At 43.5% G+C, this 21384-nt stretch carries 19 protein-coding genes; 14 read left to right on the top strand and 5 right to left on the bottom strand.

Annotated features, from left to right (window positions below):
* Positions 1-40 precede the first annotated feature (40 nt).
* On the top strand, positions 41-1318 hold the full coding sequence (locus tag CXF83_RS20075) for an outer membrane protein assembly factor (RefSeq protein WP_232775161.1): 1278 nt from the start codon (positions 41-43) through the stop codon (positions 1316-1318).
* Positions 1319-1488: 170 nt separating this feature from the next.
* Here the strand turns inward: CXF83_RS20075 and CXF83_RS20070 are convergent, their stop codons facing one another.
* Positions 1489-3666: an OmcA/MtrC family decaheme c-type cytochrome gene (locus tag CXF83_RS20070; RefSeq protein WP_232775160.1), complete on the bottom strand. Its 2178-nt coding sequence runs from the start codon at positions 3664-3666 to the stop codon at positions 1489-1491.
* 403 nt (positions 3667-4069) lie between these two features.
* Here CXF83_RS20070 and CXF83_RS20065 point away from each other — a divergent pair, with 403 nt between their 5' ends.
* From CXF83_RS20065 to CXF83_RS20045, 5 genes are all read left to right on the top strand, one after another.
* Positions 4070-5029, top strand: a complete 960-nt coding sequence (locus CXF83_RS20065) for a LysR family transcriptional regulator (protein ID WP_101092577.1) — start codon at positions 4070-4072, stop codon at positions 5027-5029.
* 1 nt (position 5030) lies between these two features.
* A complete protein-coding gene (locus CXF83_RS20060) occupies positions 5031-5981 on the top strand; it encodes a LysR family transcriptional regulator (RefSeq protein WP_101092576.1) in 951 nt (316 codons plus the stop codon).
* 477 nt (positions 5982-6458) lie between these two features.
* Positions 6459-7442, top strand: a complete 984-nt coding sequence (gene dusA / locus CXF83_RS20055) for a tRNA dihydrouridine(20/20a) synthase DusA (protein WP_101092575.1) — start codon at positions 6459-6461, stop codon at positions 7440-7442.
* 234 nt (positions 7443-7676) lie between these two features.
* The gene (locus CXF83_RS20050) at positions 7677-7985 is read left to right on the top strand and encodes a hypothetical protein (protein WP_101092574.1); all 309 of its coding nucleotides are present in this window, start codon (positions 7677-7679) and stop codon (positions 7983-7985) included.
* Between the two features lie 134 nt (positions 7986-8119).
* Entirely contained in the window at positions 8120-8320 is a 201-nt protein-coding gene (locus CXF83_RS20045; protein WP_101092573.1) for a PspC domain-containing protein, read from the top strand.
* Positions 8321-8504: 184 nt separating this feature from the next.
* On the opposite strand, the gene CXF83_RS20040 is transcribed toward CXF83_RS20045, so the two are convergent.
* Positions 8505-9242 (bottom strand): enoyl-CoA hydratase-related protein, encoded by a 738-nt coding sequence (locus tag CXF83_RS20040; RefSeq protein ID WP_101092572.1) that lies wholly within the window; start codon positions 9240-9242, stop codon positions 8505-8507.
* Positions 9243-9277: 35 nt separating this feature from the next.
* On the opposite strand from CXF83_RS20040, the gene CXF83_RS20035 reads away from it, so the two are divergent.
* The 3 genes from CXF83_RS20035 to CXF83_RS20025 are packed head-to-tail and all read left to right on the top strand — an operon-like array spanning position 9278 to position 11494.
* Positions 9278-9757 carry a copper chaperone PCu(A)C gene (locus tag CXF83_RS20035; protein ID WP_101092571.1) on the top strand — a complete coding sequence of 160 codons (480 nt, stop codon included), beginning with the start codon at positions 9278-9280 and terminating at the stop codon, positions 9755-9757.
* A gap of 13 nt (positions 9758-9770) precedes the next feature.
* On the top strand, positions 9771-10742 hold the full coding sequence (locus CXF83_RS20030) for a DUF2333 family protein (protein ID WP_101092570.1): 972 nt from the start codon (positions 9771-9773) through the stop codon (positions 10740-10742).
* Positions 10743-10744: 2 nt separating this feature from the next.
* Entirely contained in the window at positions 10745-11494 is a 750-nt protein-coding gene (locus tag CXF83_RS20025; protein ID WP_101092569.1) for a TIGR04219 family outer membrane beta-barrel protein, read from the top strand.
* Between the two features lie 71 nt (positions 11495-11565).
* Here CXF83_RS20025 and CXF83_RS20020 read toward each other — a convergent pair whose 3' ends face one another.
* A complete protein-coding gene (locus tag CXF83_RS20020; protein ID WP_101092568.1) occupies positions 11566-12003 on the bottom strand; it encodes a TIGR02444 family protein in 438 nt (145 codons plus the stop codon).
* Positions 12004-12056: 53 nt separating this feature from the next.
* Entirely contained in the window at positions 12057-13967 is a 1911-nt protein-coding gene (locus tag CXF83_RS20015; protein WP_101092567.1) for an ABC transporter ATP-binding protein, read from the bottom strand.
* A 161-nt stretch (positions 13968-14128) separates the two neighbouring features.
* Here CXF83_RS20015 and CXF83_RS20010 point away from each other — a divergent pair, with 161 nt between their 5' ends.
* Both CXF83_RS20010 and CXF83_RS20005 read left to right on the top strand, forming a co-directional pair.
* Positions 14129-14338 (top strand): YheV family putative zinc ribbon protein, encoded by a 210-nt coding sequence (locus CXF83_RS20010; protein WP_101092566.1) that lies wholly within the window; start codon positions 14129-14131, stop codon positions 14336-14338.
* A 128-nt stretch (positions 14339-14466) separates the two neighbouring features.
* Positions 14467-15147, top strand: coding sequence for a DUF3313 domain-containing protein (locus CXF83_RS20005; RefSeq protein ID WP_101092565.1), 681 nt, complete (start codon positions 14467-14469; stop codon positions 15145-15147).
* 43 nt (positions 15148-15190) lie between these two features.
* Here the strand turns inward: CXF83_RS20005 and CXF83_RS20000 are convergent, their stop codons facing one another.
* On the bottom strand, positions 15191-16570 hold the full coding sequence (locus CXF83_RS20000; protein WP_157822936.1) for a DsbA family protein: 1380 nt from the start codon (positions 16568-16570) through the stop codon (positions 15191-15193).
* 358 nt (positions 16571-16928) lie between these two features.
* Here CXF83_RS20000 and dbpA point away from each other — a divergent pair, with 358 nt between their 5' ends.
* The 3 genes from dbpA to CXF83_RS19985 all read left to right on the top strand — a co-directional run bounded on the left by dbpA (position 16929) and on the right by CXF83_RS19985 (position 21358).
* Complete coding sequence (dbpA, locus tag CXF83_RS19995; protein ID WP_101092621.1) at positions 16929-18305, top strand: ATP-dependent RNA helicase DbpA; 1377 nt, start codon at positions 16929-16931, stop codon at positions 18303-18305.
* A 172-nt stretch (positions 18306-18477) separates the two neighbouring features.
* Positions 18478-19620, top strand: coding sequence for an HDOD domain-containing protein (locus CXF83_RS19990; RefSeq protein WP_101092563.1), 1143 nt, complete (start codon positions 18478-18480; stop codon positions 19618-19620).
* A gap of 520 nt (positions 19621-20140) precedes the next feature.
* Positions 20141-21358 carry an aspartate aminotransferase family protein gene (locus CXF83_RS19985; RefSeq protein ID WP_101092562.1) on the top strand — a complete coding sequence of 406 codons (1218 nt, stop codon included), beginning with the start codon at positions 20141-20143 and terminating at the stop codon, positions 21356-21358.
* Positions 21359-21384 lie beyond the last annotated feature (26 nt).

Below are 21384 nucleotides of genomic sequence, written 5' to 3'. Positions count from 1 at the left end.
TGAGGCCGGATGCCCATCATCAGTGTGAAGATGTCTTAAATTGAAAATACATTCATTAATTCCCGCTGCAATGTTGTTGATGCAGCCAATGGCATTTGCCAATCCTATTATAGAAACAAAGCCGCAAATTCAATCGGCTAATATTACCGATACACCATCAGAACAACCGCAAGCTGACTTAGCCGTTGCAACGCCCCCCAGTGCCGAATTCGTCGCCGTGCCATTTGCGTTCTCGTCTGAGTCACTGAGTACCGCATTGGGCGGAGCCATGGTAGTGAAGCATGCTGGTCAAGTACAAGCCTCTATATTGGGCATAGGTTTATACAGTTCTAACGACAGTTGGGTGACCTATTTAAGTGCACGTAATTATCAAATCCCTCAAGTCGATAGCTGGCTATTTTCGGTAGAAACCTATCAAGCCCAGTTTAAAGAGGGGATCTATTACCTCTCTGAATTGCCGCAGCTCAATCAAGAGGCTGATAAAGTCGTTACCCTTGGTGACGAGTCATACACTCGATTTCATGCTCAATATGTGTTGCCTTGGGGCCGAGGCGTTAATGGTGCCGCCCGCAGTCTTGCAAGATCTACTGAAGCAATTAAGTGGAACCCGTTAACATCGGGTGTGACGAGCATTAAAGTCAGTCCATTTGTGCAAACGCGCGAGCTGCAAGGCTATGAGTATTTGCCACAAAAATCCCAAGGTGTCGCATTAGAGCTCGATTGGGATAATCGTGACAATGGTAAAAATAGCACTCAAGGTGGCCAAACAAGCCTCAAGTTCAGTCGAGACTTTGGCTCTGAAGAGCGCAGCAGTTGGACAACCTGGGAGTTTGAACAAAGTGCATTTTTTGCAATTGGGGCTAATGATTGGTTTGCTAAGCAGATCATGGCGTTTAACTTCTACTTAGCTGACACGCCAACTTGGAATACACAAAGCGGCGATAACTATCATCGCCCGCCGACATTCGCTGGGATCAGTTTAGGTGGTTTTGACCGCTTACGAGGCTATGCCAGTAAGCGTTTTACCGGACGCTCAGCGGTACTTTATTCCGCCGAGTACCGAATTCAGCCAAGATGGCAGCCGTTACAAGAGTGGCCCGTGTTTAACTTATACAATGTACCTTGGTGGCAATGGGTTGCATTTGCCGAGGCAGGGCAGGTTGCCGATGAGTTTAATGCAGAAGCGTTGCACGATGACTTAAAGTGGTCAGCGGGTATTGGCGCAAGGTTTGAAGTCGAAAGTGTTGTCGTTAGAGCTGAGCTGGCTTTTGGCAGTGAAGATCGTCAATTCTGGGTGATGGTGAATCAGCCCTTCTAAAGCAAAGGTGTTAATGGCGGTATTTGATGGCTTTCTATCGAAGTCATTTCTCAGGATAGTTGCTCTTGAATACACAAAAAAGGCACCCGAGGCTGCCTTTGGCTTTTGCAGGGATAAATCGTTAGAGTAAACCTAGGGACAAGTTAGGACTCTGTTGTTACTGGGACTGCTTATAAAGTAAATCCATGATGCTCCATTACTTTTTCCGGGCTGTGGCAAGTCGCACAGGCTTCTTTCGCATCTTTTGCGTTACCCGCATCATTGACATCAACAATATGCTCGGCATCTTTATTGGCACCGAAATAACCACCATTGCTGTTGATATGAGACATTGCTGAATCAGACAGGTACTTCTGGTGACAGCTCATACACGCTGCCGCATCAGGAGAGGCATACCAAGTTTCAACAACTTCATCAGCAGCCGGGCTTTGAGTGCTAGGAATCGCATGAGCTTGACCTGCATTACGGCCTAGCTCAAAACCATACTTAAGACCACCATAACCTTCTACAGCCGAGTGACACGTTGTACAATCAGTCTTAAGGATTGTGCCGCTACCACCGTGACCATTATCATGACCTTGCGCTTTATGGGCTTTGTACATGAAGCTTGTTGATTTAAGTAAGTCAGCACCATTGCTGGCTTTGCCATTACCTTTAAGGCTCTTATCGTTAGTATGACAAGCGATACAGTTCACACCATTTGAATCATGGTAGAACTCATAGCTATGACAACCATGACAAGAGGCAGTATCGACAATCGAACGACGTTCGCCGACAACGGCTTCAGCATTGGCTAGCACAGTGCGATAAGCAGGGGTTTGAACATAAGCTGGGTAGGCGTTTTCAGCAGTACAGGCTGTACGAGTAGTTGTACCTTCTTCAAAGCACACTTTAAGTACGGGGAGTACTTCTAATGAACGTGAAGCGATGTCAGTTGGGAAGTTAATGGTCACAGCTACACTCACTGTGTTATCAGCATTCCAAATCGCTTTAGTCTCATCTTTAATATCGATGCGACGTTTGCTATAGGGTGCTTGATTGTAATCAGGGTAATCTTTTTCTACATCCCAGCTCACGACCATGTATGGCTTACTATAACCTTGCTTATAGACTTCATCTTTAGAGGCTAACTCACCATTCGCATCCATCACTTTCATGTCAAACTTAATCAGATTAGCAGCATCGATAGTCACATTCATCACTTCAACACTGTAATCTTTAGCCGCTTGGTAAGGCTTAGCAGCTTGTGCATGCACTTCGACACTATGACAATCGGTACAAACCAATTCAGGGTTCTTATCTGACTTATGCTGTGCAGGTGAGTCTGTATGGCAACCCGTACATGCGTTTGCATTCGCATTGGTAAGCCACAGATCTTTGTCTGCTAGTTCTTCATCTTGGACATGGCAAACTGCACAGTCCATAAAGGGTTTAGTTGGGAAAGCAGGATAATCGAATGCATGATCGCCACCGTAGCCAGCGATGGTATAAGGCATAGGAACAACATTACCTTCGGCATCTTTACCTTCACGCTCAGGTCCCATATGGATAGCATGCAGCATATGGCCTAATTCAACAGAAACATCATTTGGATCAGAGACGATTCCGTTATGGCATGACTGGCAATTTTCAAGGTCAAGTCTGCGACCACCGTGAGCCTTTAAGCTGTCTGGTTGGTGACAGGTGTAACATGTTTCAAGTGTTACTAACTCGCGAGTCTCTACACCCTCGGTCGCATTAGTCGCTGGGATCCAGTCATAGTGCGCGTTCTCTGCCAGCTCGTGACCAGAGGCATACTCAAACTGCATCTCGATAGCAATACGCTGCGTCAATTGAGGGTCGAAAACGACTCCTGCTGGATCGACGGCGGTGGTGAGATTAGTGTTAAACGTATAGGTATAGGCGCCATCTTTATGATCGACTAAACACTCCTCGCAGTTTTTTATTTGCTCAAAACCTTGCTCAAAGGTAGTGCCTGTATCGTTTGTAGTCTCATTTAATAGTGAGATCCACTGCTTTAGATCTGATCCTTCATTCGTTTTTAGCTGGGCTAATGAGAAACGGAAATCATGAAACTCATTTTTTGCGCTTAGACCATAAAGTCCAATGCCTTCTTTATTTTCAAGATCGAAATCAAGGGTAATGACACCGTCAGCATATTTTGCATTACTGATTTCAGCAATTGCCTCTGCAGCCATATCGATATGTAATCCAGAGGTACCAGGAGCACCGGGTCCTCCTGGCTGTCCATCTTCACCGTTATTACCATCTTCACCATCTGAACAGCCTGAGATTAGAAATGCGGAGCTAATCAACAGTGCTAACGATGCTTTTTTTGTTGTTATCATCATACGTTCCTTAAAAGTAACCACTTTTGGTTGTTAAAATGTTAAAGATTTTGGGTGGTTGTGGATATGAGGTCGGTCACTGATACGGAATGACGTTTTGCAGTCGATATAACTGCTTTAGCTAGTATTTATTGGTTTTTTAGTTTGGCCTGTTATTGAATTATTAGATTATTGTCTTTTTAGTGGGGTGTTTTTCGGTGTGTAACTCCGATATGCGTTAGATGGAAATGTGAAATTCGCATCTTGCAAATCTGAAACTGTCGCTTTCATTGATTTGGGTATGTAAGTCACAGAATTGAGGTGTAACGAAGTAAAGGTCGCAAACTTTGAGCGTGCGTATAGCTGAGCTATAAATATGCGGCTAAATTAGTAAACACTGTGTTAATGAGTATTCAGAGGCTGAATGAATAAATTAAATACCAACAGTTTATTTGATATTCAAGTATTTGTTTTATTATACGAATCACTAAATGCAACAATTGTCAGTCAGGTACTAGGCGTTCCCGCTTCCAAAGTCAGCCGGAGCTTAAAATCGATTAGACATTCTTTGGATGCACCGCTATTTATTAGAAAACAGCAGGGATTTGAAAGAAGCAGCTTTGCTGATGATATATATCCTAAAATGAAAAAAATAGTACAGCTGGCCAAAAAATGCGCAGAAATTGACATTGACCAAGATAAAGCGAGAAAACGAGAGTTGATCATTGCTTGTCCTCCAACCTTGTCGCTGAATCTTTTACGCCATTTACAAAAAAGAGCGTCTGCAGAAAATGAAGACTATGTATTCCATATTAAATCCTGTAACAGCAACATCGGAGAGTTATTAAAGCAGCAGCGCGTTGATATAGCCGTCACGTATAGCGCTTATAACACTGAGCAGTTGTCTTCAACGTTAATCGTCAAGTCAGACGCCTACGTCATGGTTGCTAGGCATGGTCACCCACTTTTGACTGCAAATCAGCCGTTGCTACTGAGTGACATCATCGATCATCCATATATTAGTTTTGCGGGTAATGAACAGGAAGACATTACTGATCCCCTTGAATGTTATGCCCTCGATACTAATAGTGACTTAAATGTAGTTGCAAAAGTGTGTTTACTTGCGGACTTAATGCTGCAATTGGAACACAGTAATGCCATAGCACTTTTATGTTATAAAGATGCAATTGAGTTTCTATGTCAGCGAGGTGATATAGCAGCGTTAGAGTTGGACGATTCTATCTGTAAGTTAATTAATCAACGAAGTGGGCACTATCATCACTATATTACCCAAACAAGAAAAAGTTCGTTAATACCCAATTGGTTAAGTCATGAAATTCAGACTTATATAAAAGGTAATATGACATTGCCGGCTAGAGGTTGATATGAATAAACTGAGTAATATTAGCATCAGTACGATAGAGATATTTTGCCAGTTATATATCAAGGGGAGTACTAAGGTTGTTGCAAATGACTTATCGTTGTCACAGCCCAAGGTCAGCCGTGCGCTGAATTCGCTGAGAGTGGTATTTGATGACCCCCTTTTTGTACGAAAAAATAACCAGTTCATTGCAACTGAGCTGAGTCACCGTTTACATGCTTCGTTATCGGAAATCCTACAGTGTAGTCGCTCTATCGAAAGTGATGCTATCAAAAGCTCATCGCCCGTAGAGCCAGCAATAATCATTAGTACCGTACCTCAATTGGAAATAGGACTTGCGCAGAAAATTATTAAGGATGCGGCGGACAACAACCAAAATCCTAATATTCCCATATCAACCACAGCTTGGTCAGAGCAGAGTGAACAGCAACTCATTGATGGTGAGGTTGATGCGGCAATCTGCTTTAGGCCATCAACTCGAAAAGAAGTGTTATCAAAACCAATTATTCAACACCGAGGGGGGTATTTAATCGCCCATTCGCAGCATCCGGTTTGGGATGATTTGACGATTGATAATATGATCAACTTCCCCATTGTTAAGCTTGTTACTATGCCATTCCCTGCGAATAAATCGCCACTAGGGGCTTATGCCATAACACAAGGCAAACCTATGCAGGTGTATGCAACGGCTCCCGACCTTGGTAGCGCCGCGAGTAGCTTACTCCATTCTCATGCGGTTATGATTGTTGGCGTTAAATGTGCTGTCGATTTTTTAGCGAGCATTAAGGGCCTACATGCCCAAAAAATAGATTACTCAGAGGATAAAAGTTTATTAAAAGGCTTTAGCTATCCAACGGTTTACTTATGGCTTAAGCGTGCCATTGGCGGAAAAGTCGTGGTACCCCTGTGGTTACAGCAGACCTTAGAAGCGTATATCATCAAGTCCCATAAATAGTTACGTAGCAGCCTACAACGATAATCTGGCAAACATTCAAGCGACTCAATTAATGATTAAACTCTTTAATGGGCTGCAGACATCAGCATTTAAAGAGGCGCTAAGCTAGCGTTCAATGTGTTAACGCCAACCTCTGTATATAGATAGAAAAGCTCAGCATTACTGGGCTTTTGGTGTGCGTTGAGAGTGCTATAACGTATTTTAGTCGTGTTTGGGTGACGCTAGTGTGCATGCTCATCGTGGACGATAGATTAAGACTATGTTGCCAATGTTGGCACTTATACTTAGCGCTTATAGTTGATTTTAAGCACGACGAGCTTGTTGTAACTATTTGATGTTTATGTTTCATAGTGAATGCAATATCTGTTTGACTACGACTGCATGCTGACAAAGTGCGCTTAACTCTGTCGTTTTAATAGCTGACAGTGTAAAATGCGCGCCCGAATCATCTCTTGTTTTCGTTTTATTGGTAAATATATGCAGACCCAACTTAACCGTACCTTCTCTATCGCTCCCATGCTTGATTGGACTGACCGTCATTATCGTTACTTTGCGCGGTTAATGTCGTCTGAAGTGCTGCTATACACTGAAATGGTGACAACGGGAGCAATAATTCACGGTCGTGGTGACTACCTTGCATATAACGAAGAGGAGCATCCTATTGCATTGCAGTTAGGGGGCTCGAATGCAACTGACTTAGCGACGTGTGCAAAATTGGCCGCGGAACGAGGATATGATGAAATCAACCTCAACGTGGGTTGCCCATCCGATCGGGTTCAAAGCGGTCGTTTTGGTGCTTGTCTAATGGCAGAGCCGACATTGGTTGCTGAATGTATCGATGCGATGAAGCAGGTTGTCGATATTCCGGTGACAGTGAAGACGCGTATTGGTATTGACGAGCAAGATAGCTACGAGTTCTTAACGCAATTTATTGATACCGTAAAAGCGGTAGGTTGCAATGATTTTATCATTCATGCCCGTAAAGCGTGGTTGCAAGGCTTAAGCCCTAAAGAAAACCGCGAGATCCCTGAGCTAGATTATGAGCGTGTTTATCAGCTAAAACGTGATTATGCTGATTTAAGTATCAGTCTTAATGGTGGGGTTAAAACACTTGCTGAGTGTAAAAGCCATCTTGAGCAACTTGATGGTGTAATGGTTGGGCGTGAGGCTTATCAAAATCCCTATATCTTGGCAGAAGTCGACCAACAGTTATGTGGCCTTGATAAGCCAGTGCTCAGCAGAGATGCTGTTTTAGAGAAACTACTTCCTTATATAGAGAAACATCTGCAAGCGGGCGGACGCCTCAATCATATCACTCGCCATATCATTGGATTGTTCCAAGGCGAAGTTGGCTCACGAGTATGGCGTCGTTATTTAAGTGAAAATGCACATAAATCTGGTGCAGGTATAGAGGTTATAACCCAGGCTAGGAAAGAGATGGAAGCGGTTGTCAGCCTTTAATTAGCCTTAAATTTTCTCCTTTAAAATGTCTTGTAGTGAAATTCACCAGTGCGTGGTGAGTTTCACTAACGTTAGCTATCCCTCATTAAACTCCCTATCGTGTTAATGTTACTAAAAACCCACCCGTCGATAATTATTCCTTTATATTTAAAGTCTTAGCTTGTTAATGAAAAGTTGGCACGCCACTTGTATTAGTCTATGTGCAATCAGGCAAAACTCGAAAAGGAATCCATTATGTTTAATTCTATTGTAATGAAAACGGTAAAGACCTCTGTATTAACTGCTGTATTGTTAGGTGCTAGTGTTTCTGCTCAAGCGGAAACGTCGTTGGTCAGTGAAGTGGCAAACAGCTTAGAGCAAAACATTAGCGCTCAAATGCAAGATATGGTCAGTAAAGCACAAACAGAACTGAGTCTTTCCATTCAGTCTCAAATGTCAGAAATGATGTTCGAATTAAGCAGTGATGAAGATTTGAAAGCTGAAATGCTTACCGCCGAAAAGGTTGAAAAATCACTGGTCACAAGCGCACTAATTAAGGACTAATTATGTGGTATATAGCTCAGTTCATGGGGTTGTTACTACTGCCAGTTGTGAGTTTAGCGATATTTGCTTGTATTATTTGCTCGCTGCAGTGGCATAAATTAAAAGATTAATTTTGAAGTTAAATGGAGTTTTAAATGGCTAATTTTATTAACAGGTTAAAAGATCCTTCGTCATTGGTATGCGGCGTTGCAGCGGCAATGGCAGATAAGTTCGACTGGTCATGTTTATGGACCCGTGTGGTATGTGCACTGGCGGTTTTTTGTAACCCTGCAATGGGATTGATGATCTATTTTGTGTTGGCCTTAGTGTTACCTAAGTGGGAAAAACCATGCTAATACAGGCGCATCTATATAAAGAAGTCGATAGTACGACTTATGGATTGATACGTCGTGCCAATACGGACTACAGCAATTGGATACTAGGTGAGATGATTTGTTATTCAAGAAGGTATGCTCGCTAAAATCGATATTGATATAAGCAAGCATACTTTCTGACATTTTAGCTTATTTAGGCTACGAGCTATTTCTTTAGAAATGCAGCGAAACGAGATTTTGCTTCATCACTTGCCAGCCTAGTACCAAACTCAACCAATTCTTTTTCCATCTGCGCTCTTATTTCTTCTTTGTTATAACGCATTAACTGCTTGGTTGTTTGTAGTGAAATAGGCGGTTGCTCTGCCAACTTCTTTGCTTTATTCAGTGCATATTCAAAAATATCTTCCGTTGCAACAACTTCGTTAATAAGCCCATATGTGTGTGCTGTTGCTGCATTAAAGCTTTCGCCCAACATCAGAAGTTCAGCGGCTTTCACATGGCCGATAACTTGAGGCAATAGCAGACTTGCTCCAGCTTCAGGCACAAGTGCTAGTTTGACAAATGGCAGTTGGAATTTAGCGGTGGTATCGGCATAGACCAAATCGCAATGTAATAGCAAGGTTGTACCAATGCCAACCGCTGCGCCAGTAACGGCAGCGACGACCGGTTTTTTTAAATCAAGTAGGCAAAATAGGAATCTGAAAGCGGGGTGTTTCACACCTAAGTTACTATTTTTTAAAAAGTCAGCAATATCATTACCAGAAGTAAAACACTCAGCTTGACCACGAAACATAAAGGCTCGAATTTCATTGTCCGATTCACCTTGGATAAGGTATTCTGTTAGCTGTGTATACATTTGAAGGTTGAGCGCGTTGCGCTTGTCTGGACGATTAAACGTAATAATACGTACCCCATTATCGTCCTTAATCTGAATAGTACTCATTCGTTATGTCCTCATGTTGCGAATTAGATTTTAAAATGGAGTTTAAGACATTGAAGCAAATATTCAAACAACTGTTTAACCTCACCCTGCTGAGCTGTTTCTCGTTTACGGCTTTTGCGCAAGTGGTGCTTGTTGATGGTTACGTTCGTGCAATGCCGCCAAGCGTGCCCAATACCGCTGCTTATATCACTTTAGAAAATCATGGACCGGCAACACGGCTTATTGCTGTTGAAGCGCCTTTTGCGAAAGAAGCGCAACTGCATACACTTATTGATGAAGATGGCATGATAAAAATGCGCCAAGTTGATGGCTTTGACATAGACTCTCATGGCAGCTTGGTACTCTCTGAATCGGGAAATCACATCATGTTGTTGGGATTGATCGCGCCCTTAGCCGAAGAGAGCAAAGTAGATTTAACTCTCAGGTTCGCAGACGGTAAACAGCAAGTGATTTCGCTGCCCGTTAAAAAGCAGGCTGGCTCCGCAGAGTCTGAACATCAACATCACCATCATTAAGGAGTAATTGTTAATGAAAATGACCTGGAAAAAAGGCGTAGCGCTAGCTGCTTTAATTTGTTTTATTGGTTACCTTATCGCTATTTGGTGGAGTGCTGAACCTGATGTCATCGAACAAGAGGTTTATAAGCAAGATAATGGGCGCCAAGTAATTGGTTATGCCACGACAACATCGCTTATCTTAACGGTTGAGGCATTGCTGGATAAACCTGGCGGCTGGTTATCGAATGACGTCACACCGCCTTCAATCTTGATGGATAATATGCCCGCATTTGAATTTGGTGCGATTGAACAGGCTAGAGATTTAGCGCTGATTATGCGTAAAGAGTTTAGCCGTTCTCAGTCTCAGTCAACAGCTGATAAAGATCTACTTGCCGCGCATTCAAAACTGAACATTGAGCACACGAGTTGGTTGGTACCCAGTGCTGAAAGTGAGTATCGCGATGCCGTTAAGCTGTTGAAGCTCTATCGCGCTCGAATGATTACGTCAGAGAATCCAGATGCGCAGTTCTATGCCCGAGCAGACAACCTAAATGAATGGTTGAAAGAGATCCAAAAGCGCTTAGGCAGTATGTCGCAACGACTGTCAGCGAGCGTTGGCCAAGAAAGGCTTAATACCGATTTATCAGGTGATAGTGCAGCAAAGCAATCAACACCAGGTTATATCGCGCAAGAAATTAAGACCAGTTGGTGGAAAATTGATGATGTTTTCTATGAAACTCGTGGGGCAACATGGGCGCTGCTTAATTTCATGAAAGCGGTTGAAGTTGATTTTGCAGATGTACTGAAGAAAAAGAATGCTCAAGTGAGTTTTCGTCAAATCATTCGCGAACTTGAAGAAACACAACAATCCGTTTGGAGCCCATTGATCCTTAATGGTTCAGGCTTTGGGGTTGTCGCTAATCACTCATTAGTGATGGCAAATTATGTCTCCCGCGCAAATGCCGCGGTTATCGATTTAACTAACTTATTAACTCAAGGTTAACTATGAAAAAAACATTATTGGCGTGTGCACTATTAGGCTCTTTAGTAGGCACTTCTGCTCATGCTGCTTCTGTTATTGGTTTTAAAGTAGGTGGCGATTACTGGCAAGCTGATACCAGTGGTACTTTCGCTGAGAAGGGCCAACCACAGCAAGAGTTTAACCATAAAGATTCTTCACAAGGTAGCATTTGGCTTGCGATTGAACATCCGATCCCGCTAGTGCCAAATGTTAAGATCAGACAAAATAGCCTGAGCGCGAATGGCAGTGCTAACGTGACGAACTTTGAATTTGGTGGTAATACTTATACTGGCGACGTGACGACTGACTCAGATTTAAGTAACACAGATTTCGTACTGTATTATGAAATATTAGATAACGACATCGTTTCACTTGATCTCGGTGCTGCTTACAAGAAGATGGACGGCAAATTCCGAGTCAATAATAGCAGTAATAATGGTCGAGAAAATTCTCAGAAAAATATCGATAGCGGTATTGTGATGGGTTATGTCGATGCACAGGTAGGCATTCCTGGCCTTGGCCTTTACGGTTTTGCCGATGTGATGATGGGCGTTGATGAGTCAAGCGTTTACGATTATTCAGTGGGTCTTGGTTGGAACTTTGATGGTACTGCGTTGGACTATCGTATCCGTGCGGGTTACCGTGATTTTAAGTTTGATGTAAATGGCTTTGACGGCGTTACAGCAGATATGCAGTTCAAAGGTTACTTTGCCGGTGTAGAATTGGTTTTCTAAGTTTCGTTAAAACTTAAGTAAGCTAATAAAAATGCCCGTCGTTGAGATGGGCATTTTTTATATGTAAACGGTTATATTTTTAATGATGGGTAGTGCTCACTGCACAGATTAAACAGGGCTAAATAACCGGTTAGGTTACTGCCGTCGCCTTGGCATACGAGTGTGTTTAGGCTGCGTAAAATCAGCCTTTGAGATTTACGTTCAAGCATCAGTTCCACGTCCAGCATTTGCTGGTATTCAGCTTTTTCTAGGCATGACTTACTTAGGCGGCGCAGTTTACGGTAGGGTAAAAGTACTCTAGCTTCCCACTTAAATGTGTCTTGTTGTAGAGTTTGCCATTGCGTGGCTGACAGCAAGTACTCTTGGGTGTCTAACCAAAGTGCGAGCAGCAACAAGTTCACATTGACCTGATGTTCGTCCTGTAAACGAAGGCATTGTTGTTGGTGTTTGAGGTAAATGTCGTCGCAGTCTTTCCACAGGCTCAAGTCTAATGTGTTGAGAAGTGTCATGATTACCGTCCATTAAAAAAGGGGCTTAATGCCCCTTTATGTTATGTAAGTCGTTAGAGTGAAGCTCGGACTATTTGTTCCATCTTTTCAATTTCTTCTTGAACTTCTAACCACTCCATTTCGCTCTCTTCTAACCCTTGAGTGAGTGTGGTTCGCTCACTGAGGACTTTAGTCAGTTTTGTTTTGTTGTCAGCGTCATAAAGGCTGCTGTCTGCCAGCATCTGCTCTAGTTCACCTAAGCGGTCATTTGCCTTTTGTTGCTCTTTCTCCAGCTTTGTTTGGACTTTCTTCATCGGAGATAGCTTTTGTCTTAACTCCGCTTCCAAACGCTTTTGCTGTTTTTTGTCTTGAGTGGGCTTAGCTGTTGTCCCTGTATCGTCTTTGTTTGCGGCCTTAGCAGCATCAAGTAACCATTGATGATAATCGTCCAAATCCCCTTCAAAGCTTTTAACTTCACCTTGATCCACTAGGTAGTAATCACTGCAGCTAAGACGCAGTAAATGTCTATCGTGCGATACAATAATCATTGCACCTTCAAATGATTGTAGCGCCATAGTGAGCGCATGGCGCATCTCTAAATCTAAGTGGTTGGTGGGTTCATCAAGTAGCAATAGGTTAGGGCGTTGCCACACCAGTAGCGCCAATACTAAACGCGCTTTTTCGCCACCGGAGAAGGGGCGCACAGGTGCAACAGCCATATCACCGTTAAAGCCATAACCGCCAAGAAAGTTACGCAACTCTTGCTCTTTTGTATTTGGTGCGAGGCGTGCGAGGTGTTGCAATGGCGTATCGTCTAAGCTCAGAAACTCTAATTGATGCTGTGCAAAGTAGCCAATGTTTAACCCTGGGTTAGTTTCATATTTACCTTTCATTGGCGACAGCTCGCCGGAAAGCAGCTTAACTAAGGTTGATTTACCGGCACCATTTCTGCCGAGCAAACCAATACGTGCTCCTGGCACTAGGTTTAGTTGCACCTTTTTAAGAATTTCTGTCTCACCATAACCAACAGACACTTGTTCCATGGCGACCAGCGGATTAGGCAATGCTTCAGGCTCTCTAAATGACATATGAAAAGGGCTATCAGCTTGTGATGGCAATAGTTCTGCCATGCGTTCAAGCGCCTTTAAACGGCTCTGGGCTTGTTTTGCTTTACTGGCTTTGTATCTGAAACGATCCACAAATGTCTGCATATGCGCACGTTCTTTCTGCTGACGTTCATAGGCAACTTGCTGCTGCGCCATACGCTCGGCACGGACATGTTCAAAGGCGGTGTAGTTACCTTTGTAGTAATTCAATTTTTGATGTTCTACATGGACGATTTCATCAACAATGCCGTCGATAAAGTCACGATCGTGACTGATCAAAATTAATGTACCTTGGTAGGCTTTAATCCAGCCTTCCAACCAGTACATGGTATCTAAGTCTAAGTGGTTGGTGGGTTCATCAAGTAGTAATAAGTCTGAGCGGCATAATAGTGCTTGGGCTAAGTTTAAGCGCATGCGCCAACCCCCCGAGAAACTTTTTACTGGGTTAGACTGTTCTGCTTCGCCAAAACCAAGTCCAGCAAGTAAACTGGCTGCACGGCTACGAATCGCATAGCCGCCTATGGCCTCTATTTTACCGTGTAGTAGGGCAATCTTATGCCCGTCGTCAAGCTCTTGGGCTTGCAGCAATTGAGCTCCAAGCTCACGATATTCAGTATCACCGTCAATCACATATTCAATGGCTGCAACATCCAGTGCGGGTGTTTCCTGGGCGACGGTTGCTGTTTGCCAACCAGACGGCATACCGAAGTCGCCTTTGTCTAAACTTATCTTGCCTAGAATTAGCGCTAGAAGTGAGGATTTTCCTGTACCGTTAGCACCCACGAGACCGACTTTATGGCCTGGATAAACGGTTAATGAGGTTTCATCTAGCAGGATTTTAGACCCGCGAACGAGTTGAGCTTGAGTGATGGTGATCATTTATGCCGGCTTGAGTCTGAGTGAAAGCAATTATTGCTGGGGATAATAGCCCAGAATCTAGTCTGGCGGCTATGACCAAGCTGCGAAAACTGTCGCTATGGTTCGGCTTATTTGTGCTTTTGTGGCAAAATGGCACGAATTTACCCTTAGGGCTCTAATTGATGACCACCACCACGAAGAAAGTAAAGAAAAGATTTGTTGCAGGTGCAAAGTGTCCGAAGTGCCAAGCGAAAGAATCTATCGTGCTATTTAAAGAAAATGGTATTGAAACGGTTGAATGTGTTGAGTGCGATTATCGCGAGCAGCAAACTGATGAAAAAATCGTTAAAAAAGCCACCGGTGCGGTGATTGGTGTCTTTAAACCTGAATAGCCAATAGCGGGTCACTATTAATGACTATACACGTGTGTATTTATCTGTACATTTGTTTTGTTGTCGTTTAAACTTTGCGCGGTATATATGGGCTACTGCTTATATTGAATTGTTTATTAGGAAACAAAATGAATATCGCTCGCTTGGTTGTTATAGGTTGCATGTTATTGCTGGTGGGCTGTGGAACAGTTCAAGATTACCGAAAATCGCAAATGTTCAGTACGTTTGAGGATTTCAGAGCTGGACCAGAAGGTGGTAGCGACTTAGTTTGGGCGCAGCCTAATATCAAAAGCGTGGCGGATCTTAATCAGATTTTAAACCGTTATGACAATGTTATCGTCGATCAGGCTTGGTTACTGCTTGATGATAAGGACAGATATGACGGGCTCGATGATCAAGACATTGTCGAGGTGTCTAAATACCTTATGGATAAAATTAAGGAGAAAGCCAGCAACCGCTTTACCTTGGTCGACAAGGCAACCGATAAAACCCTGAGAGTGAGTGTCGCGCTAACTAATATTGAAACACCTAACCCCATTCTGGCAGTGACCAGCAGTATCATGCCTGTTGGACTCGGCATTTCGAGTATCTCTAAAATAGTGACTGGCGAGCATACCAACGTCGGCAGTGCCACGATTGAGCTTATGATTAGCGATGCCCAAACGGGCAAACCCATCGTCGCGGTGATAGATCGTAGGGGCGGAAACAAAGATCTAAGCACCATGATTGATTCGACCGACGATGCTAAAGATGCGATAAATTGGTGGGTTGAACGCTTGAGTAAAACCTTACGTGGTGAAACGCTCTAAGCGTTAAATTTCTGCAACCATTTAAGCCATCTTTGCCAACGTCTTAAAGACGTTGGCTTTGGATAAACTGCTCAATTCTTGCCAATCTATCCTGGCCCCACACGCTTAGTTGTTGGCTAGAGTCTTGTTGCTTACCGCCATGTTGAATACTTCCTGCTAGGATATTGCTTTGGTAACTAAAACTCGGTACTCCCCAAAGGCCGAGTTGCATCATCTCATCAAGATTGTGTTGTGCCCATTGGCGCCAGCTTGATAGCTTTAGTAAGCTCTGCGCATGTGCCCAATCTAAGCCACTCCGTTCGACGATTATCTTCAACCCTTTATCGGTATCGCTATGTAATCCTTGGCTGTTGACTGCTCTTGAGTAATTTAATAAGTACTCCGTTCCTTTGCCTTGCGCCTCGGCATATTCAAATAGGGCGTAGCAGCGTTCAACTCCCAGCCCTAAAGGATCGGCGACTTTACCGTAATCGATATTTAAGCGGCATGCTTCGCGTTTGGTGTCATGAAATATATACATCTTCTTTGCGTTTGGTACCGCTAAACCGCGCATCACCATCGGCAGAACAGGCTTGATGGTGAGAGGGATTTGATATTTATTGGCGAGTAATACCGCTTGCTCTAAACCCAAGTGGGAGTAAGGGCTGCGTATTGAAAAATATAGCGTGAGTCTTTTGTTATGTTGGTCATAGTTTGGAATCTCGGCTTGTTTCAATGTGGATGTAGCGTCGAGTTTCAATCTTGTTTTGGTGAATATGGGCTGCAAAGGCAATTTGTACAAGCTAATCAAGCGTTGCTCTAAATAGGCTAATCTATCAACTCCCCAATACCATTCTCCAGCATAATGGATCGTGCCCGTTTGATAGTGTCCAAGTTTTTGTATTAAAACACTGTTGCGGCTTAAGCTGGTTTTCTCTTGGGGGCTGAACTGGAACGTTTTTTTACGTTGAGGGCGGTTTTCATCTTGCCAGAAATCGGCAAATATTTTGACTAAATGACGTATATCGGCTGCAGTCGACCCACAGGCAAGTAGCGCTTTTGTCGCGACGACTTTGTCAGATTGATGATGTTCAATACCGCTGTTAACGGAGTCAAAGTAATACAGCTTGGCTAAATACTGACAGTCTGATACGGCATTTTTTTTCCACAAGACGGGTTCAGGAAAGGCATTATCTGGGACTGATATTAACGGATAAAATACAATATTGAGCGGCATTGATGACCCGTAGCGCGGTATAAAATGCGCTAGCGCTTGCAGCAGGATATAGCTGTAAGGGTCATCTATTTTGATAAACACTTTGAGACTGTGAGGTTGACGTAGCAGCTTACGTTTAAACTCAAACAGATATCGTTTGCAGTTAAGTGACGTATCACTGGATAAGCACTGTGCAAGATATGGCATAAGCGATGTTTTAACAGACATGATAGTTGATTGACCCTTAAAAGTTAGTTTTAACATAAGGGGCAAAGCCTTAAAGGTAAAGCACAGGGTTTAATCTACTGCTACGCGCAGTATTTGTTGCTGCAAAAGCGTGGGAATGCTGCATCTATTGTAATAACTGCTACAATAGCGCGCTATAATAGTTAGCATTCATCATCGACATTTTAAGCCTTGTGATTTTAAGGCTCTTGTCACTATATTTTATTGCTGTTGAGAATCGGCCAAACCGCCGACGGTATTGAACTGGTGAGATAAACTCTGCCAGCAATGAGCTTCATTCTCGCGGTAAATACTTAGGAAAGAAACTTTGACTCAATCAGTCCTCGACACCGATGGCCAAGTGCCGTTTTCAACCCTAAAGCTCAAAACTGAGCTACTCGACAACTTAACCACAATGGGTTTTGAGTCGATGACACCGATCCAAGCTCAGAGCTTACCAGCGATCCTTAATGGGGAAGATGTCATTGGCCAAGCCAAAACAGGCTCGGGTAAAACAGCCGCATTCGGTTTGGGTCTGCTGCATAAATTGGACGTTAAGCGATTCCGCATCCAGTGTTTAGTGATGTGTCCAACACGAGAACTGGCTGACCAAGTGGCCAAAGAGATCCGTACGTTAGCCCGCGGTATTCACAATATTAAGGTGTTGACTCTTTGTGGTGGTGTTCCTATGGGCCCACAAATTGGTTCGCTAGAGCACGGCGCGCACATCATTGTGGGGACTCCAGGACGTATTATCGATCACTTAGATCGTAACCGCTTAGATTTAGATAATGTGCACACCTTGGTGTTGGATGAAGCTGACCGTATGTTAGATATGGGCTTTCAAGTTGAACTTGAAGCCATTATTGAGCAGATTCCAGTTGAACGTCAGACATTACTTTTCAGCGCAACATTCCCTGATCAGATTAAGTCTATTGCCAATACGATTATGTTCAAACCTGTCATGGTTAAAGTCGCTTCGACGCATGAAACAAGTACGATTGACCAACACTTCTATGAAGTGGGTAATCCTAATGACCGTATGCGCGCACTAAAATTGCTGTTACTGCAGCATCGTCCAGATAGTGCTGTGGTATTTTGTAATACCAAGCGCGAAACTAAAGATGTTGCTGCGCAGCTGAAGAACGACGGTTTTAGCGTAGTGGCACTGCATGGCGATCTCGAGCAACGAGATCGCGATCAAACGCTACTGCAGTTCGCCAACAAAAGTGTGTCTATTATGGTGGCAACAGACGTTGCGGCGCGTGGATTAGACATTGACGCGCTTGATGCTGTGATTAACTACCAGGTTGCTTTTGACACTGAAGTTCACATTCATCGTATTGGTCGTACTGGACGTGCTGGCAGTCAAGGCGCCGCATATACGTTTTATAACGATGAAGATGGATATAAAATTGCGTTGCTTGAAGATTATCTTGAGCGCGATATTGTCAATGAAGCGCTGCCTGCAGAGAGCTTACTCGACACTTACCCTACTCAACCAAGCATGATCACGTTGCAAATCGAAGGCGGTAAAAAGCAGAAGTTGCGTCCAGGCGATATTTTAGGAGCACTTACGGGTGAAGATGGCATTGATGGTAGTGAAGTTGGTAAAATCAAAATCACTGATTATCGTGCTTACGTCGCGGTTAATCGTAAAGTCGCAAAGCGTGCGTTGCATAAAATTGTTAATGGTAAATTGAAAGGGCGCACATACCGCGCTTGGGAAATGAATTAACGAACTCGACGTAATTCGACTTCAGATTAAATACTCAATTAGTTAGCTGTTGAGCCGATAAAAATCCAGAGAGATCTGGATTTTTGTCTATGTGGAGACGGTGAATGGACGGCGAGGTTGTATTGCCGTTAGTTGCAGTTGGTAGAATTGATATTTTGGGATAGGTTAATTAGTGGCAATTTCGGTAGCGGGTGGAGTTAAACCCGGCAAAATTATAGAGATAGAGCATAGGCTGCAAGAGTTACTCATTGTTGGCAAAGGCAAACCTGTCTCTATTCCTGATGAGATCCACGCAGAGCTTGAAGATGATGCCAATAAACTCGAAATTGAAAGAGACGCTATTCGAGCACGAATAGAGAAGCAGAATAAAGCCCAAGCGTTGTACAAGGTTGTTTCGGCCCAACTGATTACCAGTGTTAACCGTGCTATTGAACATCAGTTGTCGTCGCCAGAGCTGGTACTTGAGCATTCTAAGCTCGATGAAAAGCAAATCCTCTTACTTGAGCTACTGTATTCAAAGCGAGTTGATCTGTCACGTATACGCCCGTTAGTCATGGACTTACCTTGGTTACAGCGTGACTTAGTTAATATGATCAATAGTCCGATGTTTCGGCATCGACGCCCACAAACTTCAGACATTCAAGTGACTGATATCAAACTCGTGCTTAACTACATTGGTATTGAAAACCTGCAAGCGTTAATCCCCTATTTTTGCCTGCGTTACCTCATGCCGAGTGGTCAGCCTCAACTGTTGTGGGTGACTCGTAAACTATGGCGTTACAGCGTTATAAGTGCGATAGCGGCTCAGGCCTTAGTTGAGTTACACAATAAGGACCGCGCTTTTGCCTACAGTTGTAGCTTGATGAGTCAGCTTGGAACAACTTGCGTTATTAGCAATTGCGCTAAGATGTTTGATGCTACGTTGGGGAGTTGGTTGAGAGAAGCCAGTGCTAGCGGAGATAAAGAACTTTATGATGCAATCATGGCAACTGAGTTTCCGGCGATTGATGTTTATCAGCAAGCGTTAACGCACAGTGGTCCGCTCAATTGGCAGTTACTTAATCAGCTGAGTTTTGAACAGAGCCGTTTAACCAAAACGTTTAAAGCGATTGATGAGAGTCTTAAATATGCCGATCTTGATGAAGATTCAGCACTTATCGAAAGAGCTAACTGTTTTGCGAGGGTCTATCTATTAAAAGAGGCGGGTAATATCACCTCCCATGAATGCCGTTTAATGTACGATTACTATGAAATCTCCGAGCAAGAGTTGATCCGTTTGAATGGAAAAAACTATCGTAAATTAGCACTGTTTTAAGCCCGCTATAATGAAGAGTGCTCATTGTACAATCGTAGACTCATTCTCCCATGTTGATTAATCTCATTGAACATCGAATAGCCGTCCAAACATCCGCTAATTTCCGCCACTAAATAGTATACAATTATTTATCATTTAGACTCTTTTGGTTAGTTAATCAAATCTTGGTCAAAAAACTGTCTAATTTACGCTAACTGAGCCTATATACGCCATTTCGGTGAACTAGTTATGCAGTAATGCTGAATATTTAGTATTCAGAGGCGCTAGATAACTTTTTTATGACTAATTATGCTTAAACCCCCGCCATATACGCTTTGATAATTCTAAATCTCAACTCTTTATGCACTATAAGGCGTGTTTGGTCCGATGAAGGTTGTGAAAAACTGGTATTTTGATCACGTTTTCGCTAATAATGTCTTCCTAGCAATACAAGCAACCGCGATGTCACCTATAAAAGATAAAGACATCAAGCGGAATACGACGGCTTTATCGCGGTCGATAATTTGAAAGGATGGAAGGAATGAGCGTTAAAATGAATCTTACACGTGCCCAGTTTGACGAAGTTATGGTGCCTAACTATGCGCCTTCAGCAGTAATCCCAGTGCGTGGCGAAGGTAGCCGAGTTTGGGATCAAGAAGGTAAAGAGTTTATCGATTTTGCTGGTGGTATTGCCGTTAACTGTTTAGGTCATTGTCATCCTGCTTTGGTTGGTGCGTTAAAAGAGCAAGGCGAGAAGCTTTGGCATCTATCTAACGTCATGACTAACGAACCTGCTCTTGAGCTTGCCACTAAGCTTGTTGAAGCGACATTTGCTGAGCGTGTTTATTTTGCTAACTCTGGCGCTGAAGCCAATGAAGCTGCACTTAAGCTAGTTCGTCGTTACGCGATGAATAAGTTTGGTGCTGAAAAAGATCAAATCATTGCATTTGATAAAGCATTCCATGGTCGTACTTTCTTTACGGTAAGCGTTGGCGGTCAAGCGGCTTACTCTGACGGTTTTGGTCCAAAGCCACAGAGCATCACCCATGTCCCATTCAATGATATTGCAGCACTAGAAGCGGTCTTTTCTGATAAGACTTGTGCAGTAATGATGGAGCCACTACAAGGTGAAGGCGGCATTATCGATGCTGATCCTGAGTTTCTAACAGCCGTGCGCGCGCTTTGTGATAAGCACAATGCATTGCTTGTATTTGATGAAGTTCAAACGGGTGTTGGTCGTCTAGGCGAACTATACGCTTACATGCGTGGCGATGTAGTACCAGATATTCTGACAACCGCTAAAGCATTGGGTGGCGGATTCCCAATCGCTGCGATGCTGACAACCAAAGAAATTGCTGAGCACCTTAAGATAGGTACTCATGGTTCAACTTACGGTGGTAATCCACTTGCTTGTGCTATCGGTAACGCAGTACTAGATGTGGTAAATACTCCAGAAGTCTTGGATGGCGTTAAAAAGCGTGAGCAATTGCTGCGTGATGGTCTGAGCAAGATCAATGACAAGTATGATGTTTTCTCTGAAGTCCGTGGCCAAGGCCTGTTGCTTGGTGCCGTGGTAAACGAAAAGTATCAAGGACGCGCTAAAGAGTTTTTAGTGGCAGGAATTGAAGAGGGTGTTATGAGCCTAGTGGCTGGCGCAAATGTTGTGCGTTTCACACCTTCACTCGTGATCCCTGAAGCTGACATCGCTGAAGGCCTAGCGCGTTTCGAGCGAGCTGTCGCTAAAGTAGTCGCAGCCTAAATTGGCAAACGAAGCGCTAGGTCACC

Source organism: Shewanella sp. Choline-02u-19, from assembly GCF_002836205.1.
Lineage (GTDB): Bacteria > Pseudomonadota > Gammaproteobacteria > Enterobacterales > Shewanellaceae > Shewanella.
This window is presented reverse-complemented; position numbering and strand designations above follow the sequence as displayed.